The sequence below is a fragment of the Mycolicibacterium palauense genome (assembly GCF_002592005.1).
Taxonomy (GTDB): domain Bacteria; phylum Actinomycetota; class Actinomycetes; order Mycobacteriales; family Mycobacteriaceae; genus Mycobacterium; species Mycobacterium palauense.
Map to the genome: position 1 here is coordinate 16849 of NZ_NVQF01000012.1, position 25187 is coordinate 42035.

Below are 25187 nucleotides of genomic sequence, written 5' to 3' on the forward strand. Positions count from 1 at the left end.
GCTCCGGGATTCGGGCCGAATTCAGGCTGGTACCGGTCCCGCGAGCGCGATCCGCACCAGCCTTCCCTGGTCACCCGTGTCGTACACCAGCTGGTACAGGTTCCCGTCGGGTCCCTGGGCCAGCACCACGGTGGGGCCGGCGTCCGGGTCGAAGGTCTGCGGATCACCGCACATCGTCAGGGCGGCGTCGCAGGTAAGCACCTTGATCCAGCCCTGCACCTCGTCGGCGATGAACACCTTGTCCTGATAGCCCACGCCGAGCTGGCCGCCGGTGTAGAGCAGCCCCGCGGTGATGGCCGCCCCGGCGCCGCGGGGATAGGTGTAGATCGGGTCGGTCTGGCCGGCGCAGTCGCTGGTGCACAGGCCCTCGGAGTCGGGCCAGCCGTAGTTGCCGCCCGCGGTCACCAGGTTCAGCTCCTCGAACAGCGACTGGCCGACGTCGGCGACCAACAGATCGCCGTCGGCGGTGAACGACATCCGGAACGGGTTGCGCAGCCCGTAGGCCCAGATCAGCGGGTGCGCCCCCGGCCCGAAGTCGGGGTTGTCCGACGGGACGGTGCCGTCGGGGTTGATCCGCAGGATCTTGCCGTAGACGTTGGTCAGGTCCTGTCCGTTGGGCGCGTAGAGGTCGTCGCCCTTGCCCCAGTAGAGCTTGCCGTCCGGGCCGAACGCCAGCCCGCCGCCGCGGTGATAGAGCGCCACGGTGTCCGGGGTTTCGTAGAGCACCATCTCCGAGTCCGGGGCGGCGGTGTCGCCGACGACGGTCAGCCGCGACAGCCGGTCGTGGATCTCGGCGGTGGTGTAGGCGACGTAGAGGTATCCGTTGTCGCTGAACTGCGGGTCCAGGGTCATCCCGCTGATGCCGCGCTCGAAGGCGTTGTTGACCGACAGCGTGATCAGGGGCTGGTCGAGCACGGTGCCGTTGTCGACGATCTTGATCGCACCGGTCTTCTCGGCGAGCAGGACCCGCCCGTCGGGCAGGAACCGGAAGTCCACCGGCTGGTGCAGACCGGCGGCGACGACCGTCCGCTGCGATCCGATGAACACGGTCTCGGTCGTCTTGTGGCCGCGGTTGCCGAGCAGGCCGAAGGTGAACAGGCTGATCAGTCCCTGGACACCGTGGATGTGGAACCCGCTGCGGGCGTCGCTGACCGTCACGATGAAGCTGTCCTGGCCCGCGTACGTCGGGCCGGGCGTGTAGACGAAGGATCCGTCGCTGTCGATGTCGACCGTGCCGTTGGCGGGCTTGGTTGCGGTGTACCTCAGCGTCGAGGAATCGGGGTCGACGGGGTGCAGGCTGCCGAGGATCGTGTCGCCGACGGGGATGTCCTCCGAGGGATCGTGGCTGAGTGTCGGTGTCACGTTGTTGAAGAACGCGTTCACCGGGGCAGCGGCGGTCGAGCTGTCCGCGGCCTCGGCCGGGGGGTCGACCGTGCTCGCGGCCGGGGACGTGGTTGATACGCGTTGTGTCCGTTGGGGTTCGGCGACCGCGGGGTCGGCCTCGTCATCGGCGCCGATATCGGTGCCGATGACGGGTTGGACGTCCTCCAGTGGTGCGGGATCCACCTCGGAGGAGTCGGCATCGAGGGACTCGTCGACGGCTTCCTCGACCTCGGCGTCGGCCTTGATGTCAACCTCGACCTCGTCGACCCCAGCCTCGTCGACCCCAGCCTCGTCGACCTCAACGTCGTCGGACTCGGCCTCCTCGGCCTCGGCGTCGTCGACGGCAGCCTCCATGGCCGCCTCGACATCGGCGTCGGTGTCGGATTCCGCGTCGGTGCCTGTGCCGGTCCCGGAGTCCCTATCGGAGTCCGTGTCGGCATCGCTGCCGTCCGACGCGACGTCAGCGGCACCCCTCGACGCCGCAGACGTTGCGGAGTCCACGGACGATGTGGACGCCGAGGACACCGACGCCGACACCGAGGACGCCTTCGAGGATGACCCGCCGCCGGCCCTCGACGTGCTCGCCGCCGACGTCGAGCCACCCCCCGCCGAGGAGTCGGACGCGTCCGCGGAGGCCACCGCCGTCCCACTGGCGATCGCCGCGCCGACCCCCAGCGCGAACGCCAGTCCGCCGACCCGTCCGACATAGCGCGCGTACCCGGCCGAATCCGTCGCCGCTGCCGATTTCCCCATGTCACGCCCCCTTTTTACGAGGCGACCCGTGACCCCCCGGCGCGGCCGCCCTCTGGGGGGCACTCTATGCCCCGAGTTTGCCGGCCACGTCGTTTCCAGACCAGCGGTCACAAACTCGCGAACCAGCCGCTGCGGACACGCTCTGGGGAGGTCGAGGCAACCTCGACGGCCGCGGGGGTTGGGCACAGACGTGTTGACTCCGAGGTCGCGCGTGGCGCCAACCCCCGCTACTCCAGGGGGTCAGATTTGGTGGTTTTGCCACCCCTGGTGCTGCCACTGGATCTCGGGTCGCAGATTGTTCAGGTTGTTCAGATCATGATTGAACGGCTGAACCTGTGCGACCTGCCCGAGACCATTGCCGATCTCCGGTGCGGCGTTGCTGGTGGCAGCCAAACCGACCGCGGCAGAGCCCGCGATGGCCAGAGCCGCCGCCGGAACGGCGACGTAGCGGCTCACCCGACGGGTGAATGCGTTGGACATGATTTCCCTCCCACAAGCGGTGCGTTTCAGGTTGTCGGCGCCATACCGGCACGATCAAAGTGTGCCGACCTCACCACCGATTCGGCATCGGCCGATCGGCCGGTAGTCGGGACGACATCGTTGTCCCCCGGCCGGGGGACACGGACAACGGCCGCGGCGAAGGTTCCCGGCGTCCCGGTGCCGAACGGGCGACTGACGACATCGGGGCTCTGGAGATATCGGGGATCTGGCGCTCGCCGAATGATCAAACCGCCGTGCCCCCGCACCCCGGCAGATACCGTGGGACCGCACGGAGACGGGCCAGCGATCGGCGGGACGCGCGATGACCGATGTCAGGCCCCCTCAGCCGGCCCCCACCCCCGGGGGCCCGAGGCTGGGGCGCTCCCTGGGTGCACTCGACGGGCTGAACTTCTTCCTGGCCGACGTGCAGTCGGGGCTCGGCCCGTTCCTCGGTATCTACCTGCTGACCGTTCCGGGCTGGGATCCCGCCGATATCGGCCTGGTGCTGACCGTCGGTGGACTGGTGGGGTTGGCGGTGCAGACGCCGATCGGTGCGTTCATCGACAAGACCGTGCACAAGCGCAGCCTGATCGTCGCCGCCGCCGTGGTCACCGCCGTCGGCGCGGTGATGATCACCGTCAACCCGAGCTATCCGGTGATCACCGCGGCCCAGGTGGTCACCGGTGTGGCCGGGGCGGTGTTTCCGCCCGCGATCGCCGCGATCGCGCTGGGTCTGGTCGGCGCGGCGGCCTACACCTACCGCACCGGCCGGATGGCGGCGTTCAACCATGCCGGCAACGTGGTCGGCGCCGTGGTCTTCGGGGTGGCGGGCTATCTGATCACCATCAAGGCGGGGTTCTGGTTCGCCGCCGCGGTCAGCGTCCTGGTGGTCGTCGTGACGCTGATGATCAACCCCCGGTTGATCGACAACGACGTCGCCCGGGGACTGACGCCGGGACCGGTCGCCGATCACCGCGTCAAGCGTCCGTCGGGTTTCGGTGTCCTGCTCACCTCGCGCGCGCTGCTGGCGCTGTGCGCGGCGGCCCTGCTCTGGCAGCTGGCCAACGGCGCCATGCTGCCGCTGACCGGCCAGGAGCTCGCGCTGGAGAACGTCAAGCAGGGCACCGTCTATCAGGCGGCGCTGATCATCGTCGCGCAGCTGGTGATGATCCCGATGGCGATGATGATCGCGCGGCACGGCAAGGACTGGGGGCGCAAGCCGATCTTCCTGGCGGCCTTCATCGTTCTGCCCATCCGCGGGATCATGTTCACCTGGTGGGACCAGCCCTACTACATCATCTCGGTTCAGATCCTCGACGGGATCGGCGCCGGGATCTTCGGTGCGATGTTCATCCTGGTGATCGCCGACCTGACCCGGGGCACGGGCCATTTCAACCTGGCGCTGGGCGCGGCCACCACCATCCAGGGCATCGGCGCCGCGCTCAGCCCCACCCTGGCCGGGTTCGTCGCGGTCGCGGCGGGATTCCACGTCTCGCTGTTCGTGCTGTCGGGCATCGCGGTCCTGGCGCTCGTCGTGTTCGTTCTCGGCGTGCCCGAGACCGCGGGCATACCCGACACCGTCGCGGGCGAAGCGCCACGGCCCCCCGGGCCCTGACCCGCACCGGGACGTCGCCGCCGTCTTACCGGCAGAGACTGCACATTCTGCGGGACCTCACAGCAGATTCGCAGCGCATCCGGCGGGTGGCGGAGTACGGCTCGTAGGTGGGGACGTCACCGCGGGGACCGCGGCGGTCCGACTGTCGCGGCAGCCTCCGGTCGCCGGCGTGCCGACGCGTCGATCGAGAAGAGGGCACATGAACATCGGCAGGCACAGAATCAGACGATGGCAGGCCGTGGTCGTCGGCGGGTCCGCCTTGGTCCTGACCGTGGCCAGTTGCGCCTCCGACTCGACCCAGTCGTCCTCGACGTCGACCTCCGCGCCGGCGGACACCACGACCACCACCGTCTCCGAGGCGGCGGCCGCCCCCGTCACCGTGCAGCTCAACCGGGAACCCTCCGGCACCGCGACGCTGAGCTGGGACCCCGATTCCAGGATGGTCAGCGCCACGCTGCACATGCAGGGTTTCACCCCGGGCAGCAGCCACGCCATGCACATCCACGAGGGCGGGTGCGCCAGCCCGGGCAAGGTGCTGGTGCCGTTCCCCGACGTGACGGCCAACGAGAGCGGGGCGATCGACACGACGGTCACCAGCTCCCAGCCGGCTCCCGACGGCCTGGCCGGCGGCACCCTGCTGAACATCCACCTGGCCCCGTCGGACCAGCTGGGCAGCCCGGATTCGCTGGGCTTCACGTCGATCTCGTGTTCGGACATCACCCCCGCCGCGGCACCGGCGTCCACGGAGCTGACCATGACGGCACCACCGTCGGGTCCGCAGCCGGAGGGGTCGGCGACGCTCGCGTTCGACCCCGGCGCCAGGACGCTCACCGTGTCCGTCACCGCGAACGGCCTCGCCGCGGGAAGCGACCACGCCGAGCACATCCACCTCGACTCGTGTAGCGCCCAGGGCGCCGTCCACTTCCCCCTCAACGACCTGGTCGCCTCGGCCGACGGCACCGCGGAGGCCACCACGGTGATCCCGAACGTCGACCAGGCACCGCCGGACTCCGGCTGGTACGTCAACGTCCACCTCGGGTCGGCCACCCAGATCGAGCAGGACGGCAACCCGACCCTGTACTTCCAGCCGATCCTGTGTGGAGACGTCGGCCAGTAGCCGATGCGGGCCAGGATGCCTGCCCGCCCTACAGGGGACTGGCCGCCGGTGCGGTGTCGGAGTCGGCGTCGGAGTCGCGGCGCTGCCACGGCCACCGGCCGGTCATCTCCACCTCCAGCGAGAAACTCAGGAACGTTCTGATCGCCACGATCCCGGCGAGCAGCCCGACGCTCTGCGCGGTCGGCGTGATGGCGACGGTCTTGATGATGTCGGCCGCCACCAGGAATTCCAGTCCGAGCAGGATCGCCCGGCCGAGCTGCTCGCGGAAGTCGCGGTAGGCGGTGCCGGTCCCCTTTCGCGCCCGCGTCACCGCGACGCCGGCGGCGAACGCCCCGCCCAGCGCGATCACGGCGACGCCGACGCCGTCGATCACCGTTCCGACCAACTCGACAGACTCGATGAAGCTCATGCCCGGCACGCTAATCCGCTGCGCCGCGGTTTGGGCCGCGGATCGGGCGCGGCGCCCCGATCAGCCGGCCAGGGCCGAATCCACCCAGCTGCGCAGCGCCGCCACCGGTGCGGCCCCGGACTGGCGGGCCAGCACCCGCCCGTGATCCATCAGCAGCAGGGTGGGCACGGCACGCACCTCGAAACGCTGCGAGAGCCCCGGTGCGGTGTCGACGTCGACCTTGACCAGCTTCAGCGTCCCGGCCCGCTCTGCGGCCAGCTGCTCCAGCGCCGGGCTCACCATCCGGCACGGGCCACACCAGGTGGCCCACAGATCGACGAGCACCGGCACCGAGGCGGACTCGACGACCTCGGCGAAGTCGCCGTCGCTCGCGGAGGTGATCCATGGCAACCACTGCCGGCACTTGCCACAACGCGGCTTGCCGGCGCCGCCGGCGGGGACGCGGTTGCGCTGCCCGCAGTGCGGACACGTCACGGTGCTCGATTCCATGGACCCATTCTCGTCGCAGCGGCCCACCCGCGGGGCGGTGTTCGCCATCCCGGCCGCTGACCGGGTGTCCCGCCGGGTGCCCGCCTGGGGTGCTGGCGCGAGGTGCACACCACGGTCGTGGTTGCCGGCGGTGGACGCGAAAGCGGCGACCCTGACGTCCATCTCGGCGTAGCACGCCGGAGAGCCCCCCGGGAGGACCCTGCCCGGGAACCCCACCGCAGAGCCCCGGTGGCTTTGGGCCCCGCCGCCATATCCGGGTGCCCCTTGCGCGGTCGCGGCGGCGGGCGAACCATCGGTATCGGGCGACAACCACGCAGACACCGGCAGACGAAGGAGTCCACCATGAAGGCGACGATCGGTGATTGGCTGGTGGTCAAGAGCGCGACCACGGGCAAGTCCGAGCAGCGCGGCCTCGTCCTGGAGACCCACGGCGCCGACGGGTCACCGCCGTTTCTGGTGCGCTGGCTCGACAGCGGCCACGAGGCCCTGATGTACCCGGGCCCGGACGCCGTCGTGCTCACCGCCGAGGAGATCCGGGAGGCCGACGAGCGGGCCGAGGCGCGGGCGATGGCGGTGCAGGACGTGATCCGCCAGCACCCTCACTGATCCGGCACCGAACCGGCACTGAACCGGCACCGATTCGGCGACCGGAGCGCGGATCAGCCCAGCGCGGATGCGTGCAGCTCGCCGAACGCCGTGTCGATCTCCTCGGCCAGCCCGGCCACCCCGGGCAGGGCGTGCGGGTCGGTGCACAGCCCGATGCCGATGTCACCGGCGCACGAGACCGCCGAGATCCGCAACGCATGGTGCACCGCCGGCTCCGACGACGAGAACAGGTGGCGCACAGCGCGTCCCGCCACGCCCACCGGGCTCGGCGGGCCCGGGACGTTGGAGATGGCCACCCCGAACTCCCGCGCGCTGCCGGCCAGCCGCTGCGCGGCGGCACCGACGTGGTGCAGCCGGCCCAGCGCGTGGAAGAGGTCGAACAGCTCCTCGGCGTCGCCCAGCCGCTTGCGTTTGGCGGTCTCGGCGCGGATCAGATCCAGCCTCCTGAGCGGGTCGGACTCGGCCAGTGGCAGATCGACGTTGATGAAGGAATCCCGGTTGCCCAGTTCAGCGGCCGACTCGTCGCGGTGGTGCAGGCTGACCGGCACCTGGGCCCGCAACCGGTGCAACGCGGTCCCGCCGGCGCTCAGCCACGCGCGCAGGCCGCCGGCGACCACGGCGAGCAGAACGTCGTTGACGGTGGCGTGGTCGGGCCGCGTGGCGCCGATCTCCTTGAGCTGCGCCAGTGGCGCCACGGTGAAGGCGAGTTCGCGGGCCACGCCGACGCGCCGGTCGAACGGCGAGGCCGGGCCGGGCCGCGCGAGTTCGCGCAGCACCGCCTCGGGCATCCGGCGGGCCTCGGTCAGCCGCGACGGTTCCGGGGCCGTGCGCAGGCCGGCGGCGGGGTGCCCGCGGCGCTCCCCGCGATGATCGAGCTGCCGGTCGAACAACACCGCGTCGAGGAAGCGCATCCCGGCGATGCCGTCGGCCATCGCGTGGTGGATCCGCACCGCGATCGCCTCGCGGCCGTCGTCGAGCGGCCCGATCACATCGACGGTCCACAGCGGCCGTCGACGGTCGAGGTGCTCGGCCATCAACTCACCGACGACACGCCACAACTGCGCGCGGGTGGCCGCCGCCGCGATGCCACGGCGCCGGACGTGGGCGGTGATGTCGAACCCGGTGTCGGGCACCCAGCACGGACCGTCGGCACCGTCCACGACGCGCTGGGTGGCCCGGGGCTGGCCGGCGAGGCGTTCGGCCACCCCGGCGCGCAGTCCGTCCAGGTCCAGGGGCTCGTCACCCGGGTCGAGCAGCACCAGTTTGAGGGTGTGCCCGGTGATGGCCGACGACTCCAACCCCAGGATGCGCGCGTCGTCCTCGGACAGCTTCTCGCCACCGTCCCCGGCCATCGGATCAGTATGCCCGGAACCCGGCCTTTGCGGGCTGTCAGGGCACAGCCCGCACGGCTATTCGGGATGCCTGTCGTCCGCGGCCGCGACCGTCTGCTTTACGCTGTGGCCGAACCGATCAGCGAAGGAGACGAGGATGGCCTGGTTTCTCGCCCTGCAGGGCTCGTCCACCGCAAGCCAGCAATCGTCGGCCCACGAACTGCAGGACGGGGTCGACCTCGACCGGCTGGCGCAGGACATGATCGGCGCCGCGTCGCGCGACGGTGTGGTGGCGGTCCCGGCGATGTTGCCGCAGAACAGCAAGCGTAAACAGCGCGCCACGCTCTACATCCGGCCCGCCGCGTGGGGCATGTGGACGTTCTATCAACTCTCCGAGGACGACCGGCGCGATCTGGCCAAGGAGAACCCGGTCCTGCACGCCCTCACCCACGCCGCGAACCAGCAGCGCGCACAGGCCGGCGGGGTGAACCCGCTGGGCGGCCCGCTGCAGCCGGGGAACCGGCCCGGCCGCCCCTGAGGCCTACTCCGGTTCAGCCGGCGACGACGTCGCCGTACCGCGGGCAGTAGGTCTGCACCGCGCCGCGCACCAGATCGGCGGCCTGTCCGTCCGCGAGACCGGCGTCGGACAGGCCGGTGATCAGGCCGCTGCGGATGGCGGCGTCGTCGGCACCCTGCGATACCCCCGCGGCGATGTGGTTGCACATACCCCTGCCCGCTTCGCCCGCGGCCTGGGTCGAACTGAACTTGACTCCCAGATGTGTGGCGATGTCGACGAATTGGTCGTCGTCGGTGTCAGCGCCGGCCACGGCCGCCCCGAGCATCGCGGCCACCATCGCGGTGGTGGCGGCGATCGTCCCGGCGGCCGTGCGCGCCGTCCTGCTCTTCGAGAACAATGACGCTCCTTGATCGGCTGGCCGCGCTCGAGGCTAACAAGACCCACCCCGGATGCGGGGCCTCCCCGTCCGCCCGTCACGGAACGGTGTCGATTCGATGCCGATCGGTCTCCGGGCGGCTGTCGCTCCGGCCGGAACCGTACATTCGTGGCACAGAACGTGTTTCGTCGAGAGCCACAGCGTCAGGACCCGGCGCACGACGACCACGTCCGTTCCCGTCTGGAGGCGTGGTGCGCAGTACTTCCTTTGCCCGCATGTCGCCGGCGGTCTCGGGCACCTGTGTCCCCGCATTCGAGGCCGTGCGCGCCGCCTTCACCGACAACTTCGCCGAGCGCGGCGAGGTCGGCGCGGCCGTCGCGGTGTGGGTCGACGGCGAACTGGTGGTCGACCTGTGGGGCGGTTCGGCCGACGCGACCGGACGACGCCCCTGGCGCCAGGACACCCTGGCCAGCATCTTCTCCGGCACCAAGGGACTGACCAGCACCTGCGTGCACCTGCTGGCCGACCGCGGCGAACTCGACCTCGCCGCGCCGGTGAGCCGCTACTGGCCCGAATTCGGCCAGGCCGGCAAGCAGGACATCACCCTCCGCATGGTGATGGGTCACCGCTCCGGGGTGATCGCCCCCCGCGCGCGGATGCACTGGAGCGACACCACCGACTGGGACTCGGTGTGCCGGGCCTTGGCGGCCGCCGAACCGTGGTGGCGTCCCGGGACCGCGCAGGGCTACCACATGGTCAGCTTCGGCTTCATCCTCGGCGAGGTGGTGCGCCGGGTCACCGGCCGCAGCCTCGGCCAGTACCTGCGCACCGAGATCGCCGAGCCGCTGGGCGCCGACATCCACATCGGGCTGCCCGCCGCCGACCACGCGCGCTGCGCGGACATGGTGGACAAGCCGCACATCCGCGACGTGCTCGCCGTCGGCCGGGCACCCGCCGACCCGGTCTCGCTGGACGAGCACCCGATGGCCGGGCTCGCCGCGGCGATGGGGTTCGTGCCCGACGACGAGCTGGGGTCCCACGACATCACCCGGTGGCGGTCGGCGGAGTTCCCCGGCACCAACGGCCACGTCTCGGCGCGAGGCATGGCGACCTTCTACAACGCGCTGGCCCAGGGCAAGCTGCTGTCCCGGGAGTACCTGGACACCGTGCGGGAGTCCCAGGGCGGATTCGACCCCGACGTGGTGCTCGGCGCACGGGTCGCCGATCACGGCTGGGGGCTGGGGTACATGCTCAACCAGCGCGGCGTCGCCGGACCCAACCTGCGCAGCTTCGGCCACGGCGGGTCCGGTGGTTCGTTCGCGTTCGTCGATCCGGAGCACCGGATCGGCTACGCCTATGTGATGAACCGGTTCGACGCCACCAAGTGCAATGCCGACCCGCGCTCGGTGGTGCTGTCCGACGCGGTCTACGACGTGCTGGGTGTGGCCCGCCGGGCGAGCTGACCCCGCACCGCTCCCCCGATCGCGCCCCGGTCGCGCCCCGATCGCGCTCGGCGAAACCACCCTTTCCTGTGGGTACGCTGGACGCCATGAACGGCGTTCTGCTGGTCCTCATCGTCCTGGTCGTCGCGGCGATCGTGCTGGCCGTCTGGAGTTCCTCACGGGCCTCGCAGCGGCGCAACGAAGCCTCCCTGGCCGACGCCAAAGCCGACGCGCGGCGCGTCATCGACCGGCTGGGCGGGCAGGTGATCAACCTGACCGGCACCGACGACGCCTCCAAGCAGGCCCTGGCCGACGCCTCGGAACGCTTCACCGCCGCCGGCGCGCAGATCGAGCAGGCCGCCACCGCCAAGCAGGCCCTGCTGGCCAAGGAGAGCGCACTGGAGGGCCTGTACTACGTGCGGGCGGCGCGCAGCGCGATGGGCATCGACCCGGGCCCCGAGTTGGAGACCCTGGCCGGGCAACGGGCGGCCGGCAGCGTCACCGAGGACCGCCGGGTGCAGTTCGAGGGCCGCGAGATCGAGGCCTCGCCGGGGCCCTCGGCGCGCACCCCGAACTACTACCCCGGCGGCCGGGTGGCCGGCCGGCCGGTGCCCGCCGGCTGGTACTCCGAGCCGTGGTGGAAGCCGGCACTGGTCGCCGGCGCCTGGGGTCTGGGGTCGGTGCTGCTGTTCGACGCGCTGTTCTCGGGCATGCACGGCAGCGGCTACGAACAGGGTTTCGCCCAGGGCTATGACCAGGGTTTCGATCAGGGCATGGATCCGGGTGTCGACCAGAACGCCGACATGGGCGCCGATCCCGGCGGGTTCGACGGCGGCGGGTTCGACGGCGGCGGGGATTTCGGCGGGTTCGGCGACTTCGGTTTCTGAGGCCCGACACATCGCAGTCGACCGCGCCGTCTCGCGGTGTCAGTTCCGCACGGGAGCCGCGGCGAGCCAGTCGTCGATCGCCGCGGCCACCAACGACGGCGCCTCGACCGGGGCGAGGTGGCCGACGTCGTCCAGCATCGTCAGCGGGGCGGCGCCCGGCAGGGCCCGCTGCAGCCGCAGCGCCTGCTCGGCCGGAATCCAGGGGTCGGCCCGTCCCCAGCCCAGGGCCACCGGACAGCGCACCCGGTCCAGGCGTTCGGCGATCGGGCGGGTGTGCTCGCTGCGCAGCGCGGCGATCTGGCGGTAGAAGGCGGCCTGACCACCGACCTGATCACCGCCGTCGGTCCAGGGCCCGGTGAGGGCGTCGACCCAGTCGGGCCCGAGCCGATGGCGGGCGGCTCCGCCGATGTACTCGCGGACCAGCGCCGCGTGCAGCCCGGCGGGCAGCGCCGCGAACACGGCGCCGTGCTCGGCGACGAGCCGGAAGAACGCCGACCCCCACGGTTCGAGGACGACGGGATCCCAGAGGTACATCCCGGCGTAGTCGCGGTGGTGCAGCAGGTGTGCGCCCAGCGCGACGGCGCCGCCGATGTCGTGGGCGACCACGTGGGGCCGCTGCAGACCCCAATGGTCGAGCAGCCGCGCGAACCGGGACATCTGTGCGGCCAGGTCGACGGGCACCGCGGGGTCCTTGGGGGCGGCCCCGTAGCCGGGCATGTCCCACAGGAAGACCCGGTAGCCGGCGCCGAGCCGGGCGGCCACGTCGGCCCACACCCGCGCCGACCACGGTGTCCCGTGGCAGAACACCACGTCCCCACGTGCGCCGGGGCCGCCGAGGGTGTAGGTCATCACCGTCGCGCCGTCGACCTCCAGGGGACGTCCCGCGGGCAGGAAGCCGATCGTCGAGTCCATGCCGGCAAACCTAGAACTTCAGGTCCACCTGAAGTCAACCGCGTCGGCCGCGGGACAATCGCCGCATGAGGATCGGAGAGGCCGCGCGCCGTGTCGGGGTCGCCACGCACGTGCTCAGGCACTGGGAGGAGGTCGGCGTCGTCGTACCGGACCGCAGCGCGGCGGGCCACCGCGACTACACCGACGAGCACCTGCACCGCCTGCGCATCCTGCGGGCGTGCCAGGGCGTCGGCATGCCGCTGGCCGAGATCCGCCTGCTCCTGCACCGCGACGAGCCCGGACGGACCACGGTGATCGAGCGGCACCTGTGCGCGATCCAAGGGCGGCAGGCTCAGCTGGCGGCCGCCGAACGCTTCCTCACCCACGTGGTGGACTGCCGACACGACCTGGTCACCCGGTGCCCGGAGTGCAGCGCCTACGGCGACCCCGCAACCCCGGTCGACGGGTAGGGGTGTCGCGGCGGCGGCCTCAGCGCTGACAGGTGGGGCACCAGAACAGATTGCGCCCCTCCAGCTCCTCGGTGCGCACCGCGGTGCCGCACACCCGGCACGGTTCGGCGGCGCGACGGTAGACGTAGGTGCGGGGCCGGCCCTGCCGATACGAGGGCGCGCCGTGGTCGTGTTCGGGGCGGACCACGACGATCTTCCCGCGGCGCACCCCCACCGTCATCAGCGCCACCAGGTCGGCCCACAGCGCGTCGAACTCGGCGCCGGTGAGCGCGGTACCCGGCCGGTGCGGGTCGATACCGTGCCGGAACAGCAGCTCGCTGCGGTAGACGTTGCCGACTCCGGCGATCACCGTCTGATCCATCAGCAGCGCACCGATGGGTCTGCGCGACTTACTGATTCGTTTCCACGCCGCCTCCGGGTCGGCGTCGGGGCGCAGCGGGTCCGGCCCCAGCCGGGCCACCACGTCGGCCACCTCCGCGGCCTCTATCACCTCGCACAGGTTGGGCCCGCGCAGGTCGGTGCCGTACTCGCCGCCGATCATGCGCATCCGGACCTGACCGACCGGATCCGGCGCGCCGGCCGACTCCGACAGCGCGAACTCGGTGAACGTCCCGTACAGCCCGAGGTGAACGTGGACCACCTTGCCGCCCTGATAGCGGTGAAACAGATGCTTGCCCCAGGCGTCGGCCTTCTGCAGCACGCGCCCGTCGACGGCGGCCGCACCGTCGGTGAACCGGCCCTGCGGGCTGCCCACCCGCACCGGGGCGCGGCCGAAGCGGCGCTGGTGCAGCCGGGCCAGCCGGTGCAGGGTGTGCCCCTCGGGCATCGGTCAGGCGCCGGGCACCGCGGGCGGCACGTGCGTCTGCTCGTACTCGGCGAGGATGTCGATGCGGCGCTGGTGCCGCGGCGCCTCGGACCACTCGGCGGCCAGGAAGGCGTCGACGATGGCCAGCGCCTCCTCCGTGGTGTGCATCCGCCCGCCGATCCCGATCAGCTGGGCGTTGTTGTGCTGGCGGGCCAGCTCGGCGGTCTCGGTGCTCCACGCCAGGGCGCAGCGCGCACCGGGCACCTTGTTCGCCGCGATCTGCTCGCCGTTGCCCGAGCCGCCCAGGACGAGGCCCAGGCTGCCGGGGTCGGCCACCGTCCTGACCGCGGCGGCGATGCAGAAGGCCGGGTAGTCGTCCTCGGCGTCGTACGTATAGGCGCCGCAGTCGATGGGCTCGTGGCCGCCGGCGGTCAGGTGTTCGATGATGGCCTGCTTGAGTTCATATCCGGCGTGGTCGGACCCGAGGTAGACGCGCATGGCGATCACCCTACTGCCCGCCGGGGACCGGCCCGCGCGTCGCCACCAGCCCGTCGACCAGCAGCTCGAGCAGTCGGCGCCGCTGCTCTTCCGAGGTGGCCGCCAGCGAGATCCCCAGCAGGCCGGTCACCACGTCCTCGGCGCGGACATCGGCACGCAGGCTGCCCTCGTCGATGCCGGCCGCCAGAAGCGACTCGACGGCGCCGATGATGTCGGCGCGTGTCCGGCTCCGCGAGACCGAGCCGGAATCGAGGACCGCGCGCAGGGATTCGGCCATGCCCTGCTTGGCGGCGACGAACCGGGCGTAGCGCTCCATCCAGCGCCGCAACGCCACCACCGGCGGGTTGCGGCGCAGCAGCTCGGCGGCCGCGGCCGACACCTCGGCGAGCTCGGCGCGGTAGACCGCCTCGACGAGCGCCTCACGGTTGGGGAAATGCCGGTAGAGCGTGCCGATGCCCACGCCCGCCGACCGGGCGACGGCCTCCAGCGACACCGGCCCGTCGGCGGCGGCGAAGGCCTCGGCCGCCGTCCGCAGCAGCAGCTCGCGGTTGCGGCGGGCGTCCGCCCGGGTGGGCGCCGGCGTCGACTCGGACAAAGCGGAGGATCCTCCGATTCTGTTACGGTGAAGGAAAGCGGAGGCTCCTCCGCATCGTCAGTATGGCACGACGGGAGCATCATGGACCCCGCCCGACGCCCCGGCGGCACCGGCCGCATCGCGGGTCATGAGGTGGCCCGCATCGGTTACGGCGCAATGCAACTCGAACACGGCACCGCCCAGGAGGCCGCCGTCGTGCTGCGCCGCGCGATCGAGTGCGGCGTCGACCACCTCGACACCGCCCCCTTCTACGGCGGCGGCGAGGTCGACCGGCGCATCCGCGCCGCGCTGGCCCCCTACCGCGAGGACCTCGTGATCGTGAGCAAGGTCGGCGCCGTGCACGTTCCCGGGGGCCGGGTTCCGCTGGCCGCCGCGCAGAAGCCCGCCGAGCTGCGCGCCGCCGTGGAGAGCGAGCTCGCCGAACTGGGCCTGGACCGGATCGCGGTGGTCAATCTGCGCCGGATGGACCTGGGCCCCGGCGTGCTGGCCGAGGGCGACCAGGTCGTCGATCTCGATGACCAGCTGGCCGAGATGGTCGCGCTGCGCGACGAGGGCAAGATCGGGGCGATCGGCCTCAGCGCCGTCACCCCGCAGACGCTGCACCGGGCCCTGCCGGCCGGCATCGTGTGTGTCCAGAACGCCTACAGCCTGCTCGACCGCCGGTGCGAGGACATGCTCCGGATCTGCGCGGGCCACGGCGTCGCCTGGGTGCCGTTCTTTCCGCTGGGGTCGGCGTTCCCGGGGTTTCCCAAGGTCACCGACAACGAGGTGGTGCGCCGCATCGCCGGCGAGCTGGGCGCCACCCCCGCCCAGATCGGGTTGGCCTGGCTGCTGGCCCACTCCCCCGACATCCTGCTGATCGCCGGCACCCGCTCGCCCGCGCACCTGCGGGAGAACCTGCGCTCCGGTGACGTCGCACTGTCGCCGGCCCAGCTGGCCGCGCTCGACGCCGTCCCCGGCGCCGGGTCAGCCGACGGTGATGGCGTCGAGGCGTTCCTTGATGAAGGCCGATGACGTCACCGGCGGCAGCCCCGAGACCTTGCCGACCGGCGGTTGCAGTGGTGTGACCAGCGCGTCGTGGTTGGCCTCGTAGAAGTAGATCAGCGACACCAGATCCTCCTCGGGCGCCTGCGGCTGCGGCGGCAGCACCCGGTGCCGGCCCGACGGCCAGCGCCGTCCGCTCCAGTACTCCAGCAGGTCACCGATGTTGACCGTCAGCGCCCCCGGCTCCCACGGCGCGTCCTCCCAGCCGGCCCCCTCGGAGTAGACCTGCAGGCCGCCGGCACCGGGTTCGCGGTCGAGCACGGTCACGGTGCCGAAATCGGTGTGCGGGCCGATGCGGAACTGGCCGGGTTCGGGTTCACCGACCACGCTCACCGGCGGGTAGTGGTTGATGTTCATCGTCCACGTCGGCCGGTCCGCCAGGGTGACGAAGGGGTTGCCCGCCAGGCCGAGGGCGTGGGCGAACAACGCCAGCAGGTCGTCGGAGACCCGGCGCATCGCCGCGACGTACTCGCTGACCAGGGTCTGCAGTGCGGGCACCTCGGCCGGCCAGACGTTGGGCGCGAACCAGATCCGGTCCACCTCCGGGTCACCGGTGGCGGTCTCGGCACCCAGGCTGAAACTCTCCTTGAGATCCGGGGGCGTCTCGGTGCCCTCGGCGTAGCCGTTGGCCTCCGCGCCGGGCCCGATCCAGCCGTGGCCCCCCACCGGCACCGAGTAGCGGGCCTTGATCTCGTCGGGCAGCGCGAAGAACTCCCGGCTGGCCGCGCGCACGCGGGCCGTCAGCGCGGGGTCCACACCGTGGCCGGTGACGACGATGAAGCCGGCGCGCTGCAGACCCTCGTCCACCGCAGCGGCCACCGCGTCGGCCTCGGAACCTCCGGCGTACCAGCGTGAAATATCAACCGTGGCAATAGCACTCATCACGAAACTCCGATGTCTTCGTTCCACAGAACCGGATTGGCGGCGATGAAGTCCGTCATCATCGCCACGCAGCGCTCGTCGTCGAGCACGGTGACCGCCACCCCGTGCTCGGCCAGCCAGTCATGACCGCCGGTGAACGTCCGCGACTCGCCGATGACCACCGCGCCGATGTTGAACTGGCGTACCAGCCCGCTGCAGTACCAGCACGGCGAGAGCGTCGTGACCATCACGGTGGAGCGGTAGTCGCGCTGGCGTCCGGCCGCGCGGAAGGCGTCGGTCTCGGCGTGCACCGACGGGTCGTCGTCCTGCACCCTGCGGTTGTGCCCGCTGCCCAGCAGCTGCCCGTCGGCGGTGAACAGCGCCGCCCCGATCGGGATGCCGCCCTCCCCGAGGCCCTTTCGGGCCTCGTCGACGGCGACGTCGAGCATCCGGTCGAGCATCTGCTGCGCGGTCATAGCGCCCCGGCGAGCGACGCGCGCTCGGCCTCGATCTTCGACCGGCACAGCACCAGGTAGGACACCGCGGCCAGCACGAAGCCGACGAAGAAGGTGATGTCGCCGATCTCGGGCACCGCGCGCACCACGAACCCGACGAACTTCTCCTGGTTGCAGAAGAACAGCACCGAGACCACCAGCCCGATCAGGAACGACGACAGCCCCGGCCAGTTCGTGTACGAGCGGTCATAGAGGTACCCGGCGATGGGCTGGCCGCGGCGCAGGTACTGATCGGCGAACACCACCCCCAGCCACGGCCCCACCCAGTAGGCGATGAGCAGCAGGAACGCCTCATAGCTGGCGGCGGCGTCGGCCAGCGCCCACCAGGCGATCAGGAATCCGGCCACCCCGAAGAAGACGGTGACCAGGGCGCGGGCGACGTGCGCGGGCAGTTTGATGCCGATCGTCACGAAGGCCATCGCGCCCGAATAGACGTTGATCGAGTTGGCGGCCACGGCACCGATCGCGATGGCCAGCAGGGTGGCGCCGGCCAGCCAGGCGGGCAGCTCACTGGTGAACGCGTCGGTGGGGTTGTCCGACGCCGCGGCGCCGATGGTGACCGAGGCCGCCCCGACGATCTCCAGCAGCGTGCACGACAGGAAAAGGCCGGCGGCGGCGAACAATCCGGTGCGCGCGCCGGACACCGAGGACGGCAGGTAGCGGGTGTAGTCGGCCGCGTACGGGGTCCAGCCGGCGGCGTAGCCGAACGCGGTGCCGACCGTCAGCAGGAAACCACCGAGGCCGCCCACGCCGCCCTCGACGGCCGGCGCGCCGGGGTTGGACTTGCTCAGGATCACCACCGAGGTGATCACGAAGATCACCGCCAGCACCGGGAACGCCCAGCGCTCGAACGCCTGCACCAGGTTGTGACCGAAGAAGGCCAGCGCGGTCTGGACCAGCACCACCAGCACCAGGCCCAGCAGCGGGCCGATGTGGAACAGGGTCGCCAGCGCGAACGCCCCGCTGACGCTGTTGGTGGCGAACCAGCCCACCCCGGCGGTCACCGACATCAGCACCGCGGGTACCGCGTTGCCCTTGAAACCGAATGGCAGCCGGCCCAGCACCATCTGCGGCACCCCGTGCAGCGGGCCGCGGGCCGAGAGCACGTAGTGGGCGACGGCACCCAGCCCGGTGCCCACGACGATGCCCGCCGCCGCCTGCCAGAACGTCATCCCGAAGTAGGAGACCGCCAGCACACCGACGAAGATGGTCGCGAATTCCAGGTTGGGCGACGCCCATGTCCAGAACAGCTGACTGGGCCGCCCGTGCCGGTCCGCCTCGCCGATGAACTCGTTACCGCCGGGTTCGACGGCCACGATCCGGTCGCGGTAGGTGCCGTCGGTGGTGGGTTCGGGCGCTGTCATGCGAAGACTCTGACCCCGGCCGTGCCGCCGTGCAACCGGAGCGCCGGTCAGTCGAACTGCGGCGGCTCGGTGCGGGTGCGCTTGAGCTCCCAGAAGTGCGGATAGGAGGCGAAGATCACCGAGGCGTCCCACAGCTTGCCGGCCTCCTCGCCGCGCGGGATGCGAGAGAGCACCGGGCCGAAGAACGCCACCCCGTTGACGTGGATGGTCGGGGTGCCGACCTCCTCGCCCACGGCGTCCATCCCCTCGTGGTGGCTCTTGCGCAGCTCGACGTCGTACTCGTCGGAGTCGGCGGCCTCGGCCAGCTCGGCGGGCAGGCCCACCTCCGCAAGCGAGGAGGCGATGACGTCGGCGAGATCCTTGTTGTCCTGGTTGTGGATCCGGGTGCCCATCGCGGTGTAGAGCGGGGAGAGGATCTCGTCGCCCTTGAGCTTGTGCGCGGCCATCGCCACGCGCACCGGCCCCCAGGCCTTCTTCATCAGCTCGAGGTACTCCTCGGGCAGCTCGCGGCCCTCGTTGAGCACGGCCAGGCTCATGACGTGGAAGTGGACGTCGATATCGCGGACCTTCTCCACCTCGAGGATCCAGCGCGAGGTGATCCAGCACCACGGGCACAGCGGGTCGAACCAGAAATCGGCGCGGGACTTCTCTGCGGATACCGGAGAGGACATAGGGATGTTTCCTTCGTCGAGGGCTGAACGGGCACGGTTCCATACGGCACAACCGACACACCTCCGGTCGTGTTCCCGCCGGGGTCCAACCACCCGCACCCACCGCCCGGCTTCGTCGAAGTCGGGTCGATCCCGCGGCCCCTGAGTTGAGTTCGCGGCCACCGACCCGTCGGCGCTCAGGGCACCAACAACAGCTTGCCGACGGTCTTGCGCCCCTCCATCTCGGCATGGGCCCGCGCCGTATCCGTCAGCGGATACTCACCGAAGATCTTGACCTCCAGCCTGCCCTCGGCGATCCACGCGAAGAGTTGTTCGGTGCGTTCCCGAAGCTGCGCGGGAGTGGCGATGTGATCGGAGAACACCGCATACCCGATCTTGATGCTCCTGGGTAGGCTCATGATGTCGATGGGACCGGGGCCGCCGAGGACGGGACCGTACCAGCAGAAGGTGCCCGACCGGGCGAGCACGTCGAGCGATCCCTCGAACGTGGTGGGCCCGGAGCCGTCGTAGACCACCTGCACACCCCGCCCCTCGGTGAGCCGCAACGCATCCTCGGCGAATCGGCCCTCGGCATCGACGATCACGTGGTCGGCGCCGGCCGCCGTGGCCGCCGGGACCTTGGCATCCGAGGACACGCGTCCGATGACCCGGCCGCCGCGCAGCTTGACGATCTGGGTGAGCAGCAACCCCAGGCCGCCGGCCGCCGCATGAACGAAGGCGAGGTCACCGGGTTGCACCGGGTAGAAGTCCGTCGCGAAATGGCTCGCGGTGAGCCCTTGCATCATCACTGACGCCGCCACCCGGTCGTCAACCGCATCCGGAATGGGCACCAGAGACGCGACGGGTATCGCGATTCTCTCGGCATAGCTTCCGGGCGCATACGCCCATGCGACGCGCTGACCGACCAACAGGCCGTGTACGCCCTCCCCCAGTGCGAGCACCCGCCCGGCGCCCTCGACTCCGAGGATCTTCGGGTCGGGGACGTCCGTCCACGCCGCCCCCTGACGCACCCCGATGTCCATGAAGTTCACGCCCGCATAGGCGATCTCCACGAGCGCCTCACCCGGACCTGGCGCGGGGTCGGGACGTTCGACGTACTCCAGCACCTCACGGCCGCCGGCCCGTGTCATGACTATGGCCTTCATGGAAACCCCCTTTAAGGAATAATCGATCAACAATGGGTCGGTTTCCGCTAGCGAAGCGCCCGCATCGCCATATCGGCCAGACCGGCCAGGGTTGCGGGGTCGGCGCCGCCCCGTCCGGCCACACGGATACCCGAAATGTTCGCGATGAGAAACCGGGCCACAGCGTCGGGATCGACGTCACCGGTGACGTCTCCCTCACGCTGCGCATCACGGATGCGTCCGGCCACGGCAGTTCGCAGACTGACCCCCAGGACTTCGTTGATTTCGGCGAGGTCGGGCCGCGTTGCACCGAACTCGCAGATCGATCCGACGCCAAGACAGGGCTGAGCAGCCGTTTCAGCCACGCGATGCAGCATCGCGGCAATGCCGTCCACGGCGCGCGGCCCCTTGCGCAGGGCGTCGATATGGGCAGCGCACTCCCCCATCGCGTACCGTCGCACCGCCGACCGGTAGAGCTGCCACTTGTCACCGAAGGTCGAGTAGAGGCTCTGTCGGCCGATCCCCATGCGGTCCACCAGCATCTGGGCCGAACTGCCTTCGAAGCCGTGCTCACGAAACACGCCGATCGCGGCGTCGAGTGCGGTGTCCGCGTCGAACTCTCGTGTCCGGGCCATGAACCCACCCTAGGGTTTTCCGGAATGTTCAGTCAATTATTGCGGCCTGGGTGACGACGTATCAACATGCCGACGGGGCCGGGCCGGATGGGCATCAGGCGTCCGGAGCAAGGTGGGGAGTACGCGCTGTCGGCGCCCACGATTACTGTTGAGAGTCGTGGCACTTCCCAATCTCACCCAGGACCAGGCCGTCGAACGCGCCGCCCTGGTCACCGTCGACAGCTACCGCATCTCCCTGGACCTCACCGACAGCAGCGGTGGGCCCGGGGAACGCACCTTCCACTCGGTGACCACCGTGGAGTTCGACGCCCTGGCCGGCGCGGACACCTACCTGGACCTGGCCGCCGAGAAGGTCCGCAGCGCCACGCTCAACGGCCACGCCATCGACGTGTCCGGCTATGACGAGTCCACCGGGATTCCGCTGCGCGGGCTCGCCGCGCACAACGTCGTCGTGGTCGACGCCGACTGCCGATACTCCAACACCGGCGAGGGTCTGCACCGGTTCGTCGACCCCGTCGACGACGAGGTGTATCTGTACTCGCAGTTCGAGACCGCCGACGCCAAACGGATGTTCGCCTGCTTCGACCAGCCCGACATCAAGGCCGCCTTCGACGTCACCGTCACCGCGCCGGGCCACTGGCACGTCATCTCCAACGGCGCCACGACCCTCATCGAGGACCGGGGCCCCGAGGGCGGGCCGAAGGTGCACACCTTCGCGACCACGCCGCGGATGAGCACCTACCTGGTCGCCCTCGTCGCCGGGCCCTACGCCCGCTGGAAGGACACCTACACCGACGAGCACGGCGAGATCCCGCTGGCGATCTACTGCCGGGCCTCGCTGGGCGACCACATGGACGCCGAACGGCTGTTCACCGAGACCAAGCAGGGCTTCGGGTTCTACCACCGCAACTTCGGGGTGCCGTACGCGTTCGGCAAGTACGACCAGCTGTTCGTGCCGGAATTCAACGCCGGGGCCATGGAGAACGCCGGCGCGGTGACCTTCCTGGAGGACTACGTCTTCCGCAGCAAGGTGACCCGCGCGTCCTACGAGCGGCGCGCCGAGACGGTGCTGCACGAGATGGCGCACATGTGGTTCGGCGACCTGGTCACCATGGCCTGGTGGGATGACCTGTGGCTCAACGAGTCCTTCGCGACGTTCGCCTCGGTGCTCTGCCAGGCCGAGGCCACCGAGTACACCCAGGCCTGGACCACTTTCGCCAACGTGGAGAAGTCGTGGGCCTACCGGCAGGATCAGCTGCCCTCGACGCACCCGGTGGCCGCCGAGATCCCCGACCTGCACGCCGTCGAGGTGAACTTCGACGGCATCACCTACGCCAAGGGTGCCAGCGTGCTCAAGCAGCTGGTCGCCTACGTCGGCCTGGAGGCGTTCCTGGCCGGCCTGCGCGACTACTTCCGCGATCACGCCTTCGGCAACGCGACGTTCTCGGATCTGCTGGGCGCGCTGGAGAAGTCCTCGGGGCGCGACCTGAGCCACTGGGGGCGGCAGTGGCTCAAGACCACCGGCCTGAACACCCTGCGGCCCGACTTCGACGTCGACGCGCAGGGCCGCTTCACCCGGTTCTCCGTCGAACAGGGCGGTGCCGCGCCCGGCGCCGGCGAGACCCGGGTGCACCGGCTGGCCGTCGGCGTCTACGACGACGACCCGGCCGGTACGGGCAAGCTGGTCCGCGTACACCGCGAGGAACTCGACGTCGAAGGCCCCAGCACCGATGTGCCTGCCCTGCAGGGGGTTTCGGCCGGCAAACTGGTACTGGTCAACGATGACGACCTGACCTACTGCTCGTTGCGGCTGGACCCGGGCTCGCTGCAGACGATGCTGACCCGCATCGCCGACATCGCCGATTCGCTGCCCCGCACCCTGGCCTGGTCGGCGGCCTGGGAGATGACCCGCGAGGCCGAACTCAAGGCCCGCAACTTCGTCACCCTGGTCAGCGGCGGCATTCAGGCCGAGTCCGAGGTGGGGGTGGCCCAGCGGCTGCTGATGCAGGCCCAGACCGCGCTGGGCTCCTACGCCGACCCGGCGTGGGCGTCGGCCGAGGGGTGGCCGGCCTTCGCCGACCGGCTCGTCGAACTGGCCCGCGCCGCCGAGGCCGGCTCCGACCATCAGCTGGCCTTCGTCAACGCGCTGTGCTCGTCGGTGCTGTCCACCCAGCACGTGGTGCTGCTGGCCGACCTGCTCGACCGCGACCCCGCCGAGCTGGGGCTGGCGGGCCTCGAGGTGGACACCGATCTGCGCTGGCGGATCGTCACCGCGCTGGCGGCGGCGGGCCGCATCGACGGCGGGGGCACCGAGACGCCGTTCATCGACGCCGAGGCCCAGCGTGACCCGACCGCCACGGGCCGTCGGCAGGCGGCGGCCGCGGCGGCGGCCCGGCCGCAGGCCGCGGTCAAGGAGGCGGCCTGGACCCAGGTCGTCGAGGACGACACCCTGGCCAACATCACCGCACGGTCGATCATCACCGGGATCGTGCGTCCCGGGCAGGGCGAGCTGCTGGCCCCCTTCGGGCGGCGGTACTTCGACACCATCTCCGGGGTGTGGGAGCGGCGCTCCAGCGAGGTCGCCCAGACCGTGGTGGTCGGGCTCTACCCGTCGTGGGACATCAGCCAGTCCGGTGTCGCCGCCGCCGACGCGTTCCTGGCCGGCGAGGTGCCCCCGGCACTGCGGCGGCTGGTGTCCGAGGGCCGCGCCGGGGTGGTGCGCTCGCTGAAGGCGCGCGAGTTCGACGCGAGCTGACGGGCGCCCCCGGCTCAGGTGACGGCGCGCCCCAGGTGGGCCATCAGCCGGGCCGTCGGGGTCGCGTCGTCGGGGGCCGGTTGAGCCGGCCCGAAGGCACCGGGCCGGCGCAGGGCCTCCTCGGGCACGCCCGCCACCAGCGCCTCACACATCGCCAGCAGGTCGTCGGGCAGCTCGGTCTCCCGGCCACCGCTGCGCCGTACGTCCCAGCTGTGCAACACCAGGTCGGCGACGGGAAACGCCAGTGCGCGCCGCAGCGGCACCTCGCCCTGCGGTGAGGGCCGCGGCGCGTCCATGTCGGCCCCGGGCAGCGCGGCGTGCAGCCGCTCGGCGAGTTCGCGCAGATCCTCGACCGGCCGTTCGCTGACCCAGTCCGCCGGTTCGGAGGGGCCGCGCCAGATGTCCCCGCCCTCGACCTGGATCACCGCCTTGGTCGCGCTGCCCGTCGCGTGCCCCACCAGGTCACGCACGCTCCATCCGGCGAGGTTGGACGGCCGATCCCAGTCCGTCGCGGGGATCTGCTCCACCGCGGCGCTGAACAGCTCCAGTGCGCGGTCCAGCGCGGTGCCGATCGGCATGGCATCGGTCATCGCCGCGTCGTCGGTCATGGCCGCATCGTAACGGCACGCAGTACCGACACCCAGGATCGATTCGGTACTGAGCGCGAAGAATCGGCCCCGGAACTCGCTCTCAGTACCGAGTCAATCGGTACGGGACCGACGGGACGGGCGCGACGGGACGGGCCCGCGATGTGGTGCGGTGCCGTCAGGGGCGCGAGATCGCGGCCGACATCACCCGCACGGCGCTGACCAGACCGTCGATGAGGTTGCCCTCCTGGAACGCCGACGCCGCGGCGGCCACACCCAGCGGGGCGGCCGCATCGGCGCCGCGCGCCTTGACGCCCTCGCCGTAGACGACCTCGATGGCCTTCTGGTTGGGCGACACGGCCAGTAGGACGGCGTCGTTGGGGGTGGGCACCCGGCCCAGGATGCGACGCGCCTCGGCGGCGGTGTCGGCCCCCAGCTCGCCGATGTAGACCGCGAAGCGGGCCTTGGACGCCCGGGTGCCCCACTTCAGCGCCTCATCGAGCTCGACCCGCTCCGCGATGGAGAACGGGTAGTCCTCCGAGAGCGTGCCGGGCTCGGTGACGCCGGAGACCCGGCCGCTGGAGGTCACCGCCCAGCCGACCGGCAGCGACGCCGGATCGACGGTCGCGACGGTTGCGTGCTCACCACTTGCCACTTGCGCCACCTCCCACGGTCAGCTCCTCGGCACCGTGCCCGTGCCCGTGCCCGGCACCGACTTCCTCTTCGGTGGCGGCCCACAGGATCGGACCGTAGGTCCATTCGTCGGGCAGCGTGTAGGACTCGGGGTGGGGGCCCTTCTTGAGCATGGTCAGCAGGTACACGATCACCAGCACCAGGAGGGGAACCCCGCCCATCAGGGAATGGGTCAGCGCGGTACTCACGGGGTAAACCTATCCCACCGGACCCGCCGGCTCTATCGAGACCGCGTTTCCCGCGCGTCCGGCCCGGGTTTTCCGACCCGGGACGC

At 71.0% G+C, this 25187-nt stretch carries 29 protein-coding genes; 10 read left to right on the plus strand and 19 right to left on the minus strand.

From position 1 onward, the window contains the following. Positions 1–21 precede the first annotated feature (21 nt). Complete coding sequence (locus CSR00_RS07140; protein WP_176561938.1) at positions 22–1884, minus strand: PQQ-dependent sugar dehydrogenase; 1863 nt, start codon at positions 1882–1884, stop codon at positions 22–24. A gap of 7 nt (positions 1885–1891) precedes the next feature. Between CSR00_RS07140 and CSR00_RS07145 the strand changes: the two genes are divergently transcribed. Then, the gene (locus CSR00_RS07145) at positions 1892–2092 is read left to right on the plus strand and encodes a hypothetical protein (RefSeq protein ID WP_099021700.1); all 201 of its coding nucleotides are present in this window, start codon (positions 1892–1894) and stop codon (positions 2090–2092) included. 284 nt (positions 2093–2376) lie between these two features. Here CSR00_RS07145 and CSR00_RS07150 read toward each other — a convergent pair whose 3' ends face one another. Beyond that, the gene (locus CSR00_RS07150) at positions 2377–2616 is read right to left on the minus strand and encodes a hypothetical protein (RefSeq protein WP_099021701.1); all 240 of its coding nucleotides are present in this window, start codon (positions 2614–2616) and stop codon (positions 2377–2379) included. Between the two features lie 322 nt (positions 2617–2938). Between CSR00_RS07150 and CSR00_RS07155 the strand changes: the two genes are divergently transcribed. Continuing rightward, a complete protein-coding gene (locus tag CSR00_RS07155) occupies positions 2939–4231 on the plus strand; it encodes an MFS transporter (protein ID WP_099021702.1) in 1293 nt (430 codons plus the stop codon). 199 nt (positions 4232–4430) lie between these two features. Continuing rightward, positions 4431–5348 (plus strand): CHRD domain-containing protein, encoded by a 918-nt coding sequence (locus CSR00_RS07160; protein ID WP_141564307.1) that lies wholly within the window; start codon positions 4431–4433, stop codon positions 5346–5348. Between the two features lie 28 nt (positions 5349–5376). Here the strand turns inward: CSR00_RS07160 and CSR00_RS07165 are convergent, their stop codons facing one another. Both CSR00_RS07165 and trxA read right to left on the minus strand, forming a co-directional pair. Next, positions 5377–5757 carry a DUF1622 domain-containing protein gene (locus tag CSR00_RS07165; protein ID WP_099021704.1) on the minus strand — a complete coding sequence of 127 codons (381 nt, stop codon included), beginning with the start codon at positions 5755–5757 and terminating at the stop codon, positions 5377–5379. A gap of 60 nt (positions 5758–5817) precedes the next feature. Then, positions 5818–6246, minus strand: coding sequence for a thioredoxin (trxA, locus tag CSR00_RS07170; protein ID WP_099021762.1), 429 nt, complete (start codon positions 6244–6246; stop codon positions 5818–5820). A 342-nt stretch (positions 6247–6588) separates the two neighbouring features. Here trxA and CSR00_RS07175 point away from each other — a divergent pair, with 342 nt between their 5' ends. Then, a complete protein-coding gene (locus CSR00_RS07175) occupies positions 6589–6852 on the plus strand; it encodes a DUF1918 domain-containing protein (protein WP_099021705.1) in 264 nt (87 codons plus the stop codon). Positions 6853–6905: 53 nt separating this feature from the next. Here the strand turns inward: CSR00_RS07175 and CSR00_RS07180 are convergent, their stop codons facing one another. After that, positions 6906–8204: a wax ester/triacylglycerol synthase domain-containing protein gene (locus CSR00_RS07180; protein ID WP_099021706.1), complete on the minus strand. Its 1299-nt coding sequence runs from the start codon at positions 8202–8204 to the stop codon at positions 6906–6908. A gap of 136 nt (positions 8205–8340) precedes the next feature. Between CSR00_RS07180 and CSR00_RS07185 the strand changes: the two genes are divergently transcribed. Next, positions 8341–8721 (plus strand): hypothetical protein, encoded by a 381-nt coding sequence (locus CSR00_RS07185; protein ID WP_099021707.1) that lies wholly within the window; start codon positions 8341–8343, stop codon positions 8719–8721. A 13-nt stretch (positions 8722–8734) separates the two neighbouring features. Here CSR00_RS07185 and CSR00_RS07190 read toward each other — a convergent pair whose 3' ends face one another. Next, entirely contained in the window at positions 8735–9097 is a 363-nt protein-coding gene (locus tag CSR00_RS07190) for a DUF732 domain-containing protein (RefSeq protein ID WP_099021708.1), read from the minus strand. Positions 9098–9351: 254 nt separating this feature from the next. Here CSR00_RS07190 and CSR00_RS07195 point away from each other — a divergent pair, with 254 nt between their 5' ends. Together CSR00_RS07195 and CSR00_RS07200 are read left to right on the plus strand one after the other, a co-directional pair. After that, positions 9352–10539, plus strand: coding sequence for a serine hydrolase domain-containing protein (locus tag CSR00_RS07195; protein WP_099021709.1), 1188 nt, complete (start codon positions 9352–9354; stop codon positions 10537–10539). Positions 10540–10625: 86 nt separating this feature from the next. Continuing rightward, positions 10626–11405 carry a hypothetical protein gene (locus CSR00_RS07200; RefSeq protein ID WP_099021763.1) on the plus strand — a complete coding sequence of 260 codons (780 nt, stop codon included), beginning with the start codon at positions 10626–10628 and terminating at the stop codon, positions 11403–11405. Between the two features lie 39 nt (positions 11406–11444). On the opposite strand, the gene CSR00_RS07205 is transcribed toward CSR00_RS07200, so the two are convergent. Beyond that, on the minus strand, positions 11445–12317 hold the full coding sequence (locus tag CSR00_RS07205; RefSeq protein WP_099021710.1) for an alpha/beta fold hydrolase: 873 nt from the start codon (positions 12315–12317) through the stop codon (positions 11445–11447). A gap of 65 nt (positions 12318–12382) precedes the next feature. Between CSR00_RS07205 and CSR00_RS07210 the strand changes: the two genes are divergently transcribed. Further along, positions 12383–12766 carry a MerR family transcriptional regulator gene (locus tag CSR00_RS07210; protein WP_099021711.1) on the plus strand — a complete coding sequence of 128 codons (384 nt, stop codon included), beginning with the start codon at positions 12383–12385 and terminating at the stop codon, positions 12764–12766. A gap of 19 nt (positions 12767–12785) precedes the next feature. Here CSR00_RS07210 and CSR00_RS07215 read toward each other — a convergent pair whose 3' ends face one another. The 3 genes from CSR00_RS07215 to CSR00_RS07225 are packed head-to-tail and all read right to left on the minus strand — an operon-like array spanning position 12786 to position 14664. Further along, positions 12786–13592: an Fpg/Nei family DNA glycosylase gene (locus CSR00_RS07215; protein WP_099021712.1), complete on the minus strand. Its 807-nt coding sequence runs from the start codon at positions 13590–13592 to the stop codon at positions 12786–12788. Between the two features lie 3 nt (positions 13593–13595). Then, positions 13596–14069, minus strand: a complete 474-nt coding sequence (locus tag CSR00_RS07220) for a ribose-5-phosphate isomerase (RefSeq protein ID WP_099021764.1) — start codon at positions 14067–14069, stop codon at positions 13596–13598. Positions 14070–14079: 10 nt separating this feature from the next. Then, positions 14080–14664, minus strand: a complete 585-nt coding sequence (locus tag CSR00_RS07225; protein WP_099021713.1) for a TetR/AcrR family transcriptional regulator — start codon at positions 14662–14664, stop codon at positions 14080–14082. Between the two features lie 81 nt (positions 14665–14745). Here CSR00_RS07225 and CSR00_RS07230 point away from each other — a divergent pair, with 81 nt between their 5' ends. Then, complete coding sequence (locus tag CSR00_RS07230; protein ID WP_099021714.1) at positions 14746–15678, plus strand: aldo/keto reductase; 933 nt, start codon at positions 14746–14748, stop codon at positions 15676–15678. Here CSR00_RS07230 and CSR00_RS07235 read toward each other — a convergent pair. The 6 genes from CSR00_RS07235 to CSR00_RS07260 form a co-directional block, all read right to left on the minus strand. Then, positions 15631–16590, minus strand: a complete 960-nt coding sequence (locus CSR00_RS07235; protein ID WP_099021715.1) for an isopenicillin N synthase family dioxygenase — start codon at positions 16588–16590, stop codon at positions 15631–15633. The genes CSR00_RS07230 and CSR00_RS07235 overlap by 48 nt on opposite strands. Then, positions 16590–17045 (minus strand): nucleoside deaminase, encoded by a 456-nt coding sequence (locus CSR00_RS07240; RefSeq protein ID WP_099021716.1) that lies wholly within the window; start codon positions 17043–17045, stop codon positions 16590–16592. The genes CSR00_RS07235 and CSR00_RS07240 overlap by 1 nt, the downstream gene beginning before the upstream one ends. Beyond that, positions 17042–18448 carry a purine-cytosine permease family protein gene (locus tag CSR00_RS07245; RefSeq protein WP_099021717.1) on the minus strand — a complete coding sequence of 469 codons (1407 nt, stop codon included), beginning with the start codon at positions 18446–18448 and terminating at the stop codon, positions 17042–17044. Before CSR00_RS07245 ends, CSR00_RS07240 begins: the two co-directional genes overlap by 4 nt. A 47-nt stretch (positions 18449–18495) precedes the next feature. Next, positions 18496–19119: a DsbA family oxidoreductase gene (locus tag CSR00_RS07250; protein WP_099021718.1), complete on the minus strand. Its 624-nt coding sequence runs from the start codon at positions 19117–19119 to the stop codon at positions 18496–18498. Positions 19120–19295: 176 nt separating this feature from the next. Next, complete coding sequence (locus CSR00_RS07255) at positions 19296–20264, minus strand: quinone oxidoreductase family protein (protein WP_099021719.1); 969 nt, start codon at positions 20262–20264, stop codon at positions 19296–19298. 47 nt (positions 20265–20311) lie between these two features. Then, positions 20312–20878 (minus strand): TetR/AcrR family transcriptional regulator, encoded by a 567-nt coding sequence (locus tag CSR00_RS07260; RefSeq protein ID WP_099021720.1) that lies wholly within the window; start codon positions 20876–20878, stop codon positions 20312–20314. Positions 20879–21035: 157 nt separating this feature from the next. Between CSR00_RS07260 and pepN the strand changes: the two genes are divergently transcribed. Beyond that, the gene (gene pepN / locus CSR00_RS07265) at positions 21036–23633 is read left to right on the plus strand and encodes an aminopeptidase N (RefSeq protein ID WP_099021721.1); all 2598 of its coding nucleotides are present in this window, start codon (positions 21036–21038) and stop codon (positions 23631–23633) included. Positions 23634–23647: 14 nt separating this feature from the next. Here the strand turns inward: pepN and CSR00_RS07270 are convergent, their stop codons facing one another. The 3 genes from CSR00_RS07270 to ctaJ form a co-directional block, all read right to left on the minus strand. Then, positions 23648–24241 (minus strand): TIGR03086 family metal-binding protein, encoded by a 594-nt coding sequence (locus CSR00_RS07270; RefSeq protein ID WP_245905881.1) that lies wholly within the window; start codon positions 24239–24241, stop codon positions 23648–23650. A 157-nt stretch (positions 24242–24398) separates the two neighbouring features. After that, on the minus strand, positions 24399–24875 hold the full coding sequence (locus CSR00_RS07275) for a DUF5130 family protein (RefSeq protein ID WP_099021722.1): 477 nt from the start codon (positions 24873–24875) through the stop codon (positions 24399–24401). Next, entirely contained in the window at positions 24862–25074 is a 213-nt protein-coding gene (ctaJ, locus tag CSR00_RS07280; protein WP_141564309.1) for an aa3-type cytochrome oxidase subunit CtaJ, read from the minus strand. The genes CSR00_RS07275 and ctaJ overlap by 14 nt, the downstream gene beginning before the upstream one ends. Between the last annotated feature and the right edge of the window lie 113 nt (positions 25075–25187).

What these genes read in the sequence shown, in the direction of transcription:
- CSR00_RS07220 (WP_099021764.1), bottom strand. Translation starts at nt 14,069, where the DNA reads ATGCGCGTCTACCTCGGGTCCGACCACGCCGGATATGAACTCAAGCAG.
- CSR00_RS07180 (WP_099021706.1), bottom strand. Translation starts at nt 8,204, where the DNA reads ATGGCCGGGGACGGTGGCGAGAAGCTGTCCGAGGACGACGCGCGCATC.
- CSR00_RS07250 (WP_099021718.1), bottom strand. Translation starts at nt 19,119, where the DNA reads ATGTCCTCTCCGGTATCCGCAGAGAAGTCCCGCGCCGATTTCTGGTTC.
- CSR00_RS07200 (WP_099021763.1), top strand. Translation starts at nt 10,626, where the DNA reads ATGAACGGCGTTCTGCTGGTCCTCATCGTCCTGGTCGTCGCGGCGATC.
- CSR00_RS07160 (WP_141564307.1), top strand. Translation starts at nt 4,431, where the DNA reads ATGAACATCGGCAGGCACAGAATCAGACGATGGCAGGCCGTGGTCGTC.
- CSR00_RS07215 (WP_099021712.1), bottom strand. Translation starts at nt 13,592, where the DNA reads ATGCCCGAGGGGCACACCCTGCACCGGCTGGCCCGGCTGCACCAGCGC.
- CSR00_RS07165 (WP_099021704.1), bottom strand. Translation starts at nt 5,757, where the DNA reads ATGAGCTTCATCGAGTCTGTCGAGTTGGTCGGAACGGTGATCGACGGC.
- CSR00_RS07235 (WP_099021715.1), bottom strand. Translation starts at nt 16,590, where the DNA reads ATGAGTGCTATTGCCACGGTTGATATTTCACGCTGGTACGCCGGAGGT.
- CSR00_RS07230 (WP_099021714.1), top strand. Translation starts at nt 14,746, where the DNA reads ATGGACCCCGCCCGACGCCCCGGCGGCACCGGCCGCATCGCGGGTCAT.
- CSR00_RS07270 (WP_245905881.1), bottom strand. Translation starts at nt 24,241, where the DNA reads ATGACCGACGACGCGGCGATGACCGATGCCATGCCGATCGGCACCGCG.
- CSR00_RS07175 (WP_099021705.1), top strand. Translation starts at nt 6,589, where the DNA reads ATGAAGGCGACGATCGGTGATTGGCTGGTGGTCAAGAGCGCGACCACG.
- CSR00_RS07240 (WP_099021716.1), bottom strand. Translation starts at nt 17,045, where the DNA reads ATGACCGCGCAGCAGATGCTCGACCGGATGCTCGACGTCGCCGTCGAC.
- CSR00_RS07195 (WP_099021709.1), top strand. Translation starts at nt 9,352, where the DNA reads ATGTCGCCGGCGGTCTCGGGCACCTGTGTCCCCGCATTCGAGGCCGTG.
- trxA (WP_099021762.1), bottom strand. Translation starts at nt 6,246, where the DNA reads ATGGAATCGAGCACCGTGACGTGTCCGCACTGCGGGCAGCGCAACCGC.
- CSR00_RS07185 (WP_099021707.1), top strand. Translation starts at nt 8,341, where the DNA reads ATGGCCTGGTTTCTCGCCCTGCAGGGCTCGTCCACCGCAAGCCAGCAA.
- CSR00_RS07210 (WP_099021711.1), top strand. Translation starts at nt 12,383, where the DNA reads ATGAGGATCGGAGAGGCCGCGCGCCGTGTCGGGGTCGCCACGCACGTG.
- CSR00_RS07150 (WP_099021701.1), bottom strand. Translation starts at nt 2,616, where the DNA reads ATGTCCAACGCATTCACCCGTCGGGTGAGCCGCTACGTCGCCGTTCCG.
- CSR00_RS07245 (WP_099021717.1), bottom strand. Translation starts at nt 18,448, where the DNA reads ATGACAGCGCCCGAACCCACCACCGACGGCACCTACCGCGACCGGATC.
- ctaJ (WP_141564309.1), bottom strand. Translation starts at nt 25,074, where the DNA reads ATGGGCGGGGTTCCCCTCCTGGTGCTGGTGATCGTGTACCTGCTGACC.
- CSR00_RS07205 (WP_099021710.1), bottom strand. Translation starts at nt 12,317, where the DNA reads ATGGACTCGACGATCGGCTTCCTGCCCGCGGGACGTCCCCTGGAGGTC.
- CSR00_RS07260 (WP_099021720.1), bottom strand. Translation starts at nt 20,878, where the DNA reads ATGGCCCGGACACGAGAGTTCGACGCGGACACCGCACTCGACGCCGCG.
- CSR00_RS07155 (WP_099021702.1), top strand. Translation starts at nt 2,939, where the DNA reads ATGACCGATGTCAGGCCCCCTCAGCCGGCCCCCACCCCCGGGGGCCCG.
- CSR00_RS07255 (WP_099021719.1), bottom strand. Translation starts at nt 20,264, where the DNA reads ATGAAGGCCATAGTCATGACACGGGCCGGCGGCCGTGAGGTGCTGGAG.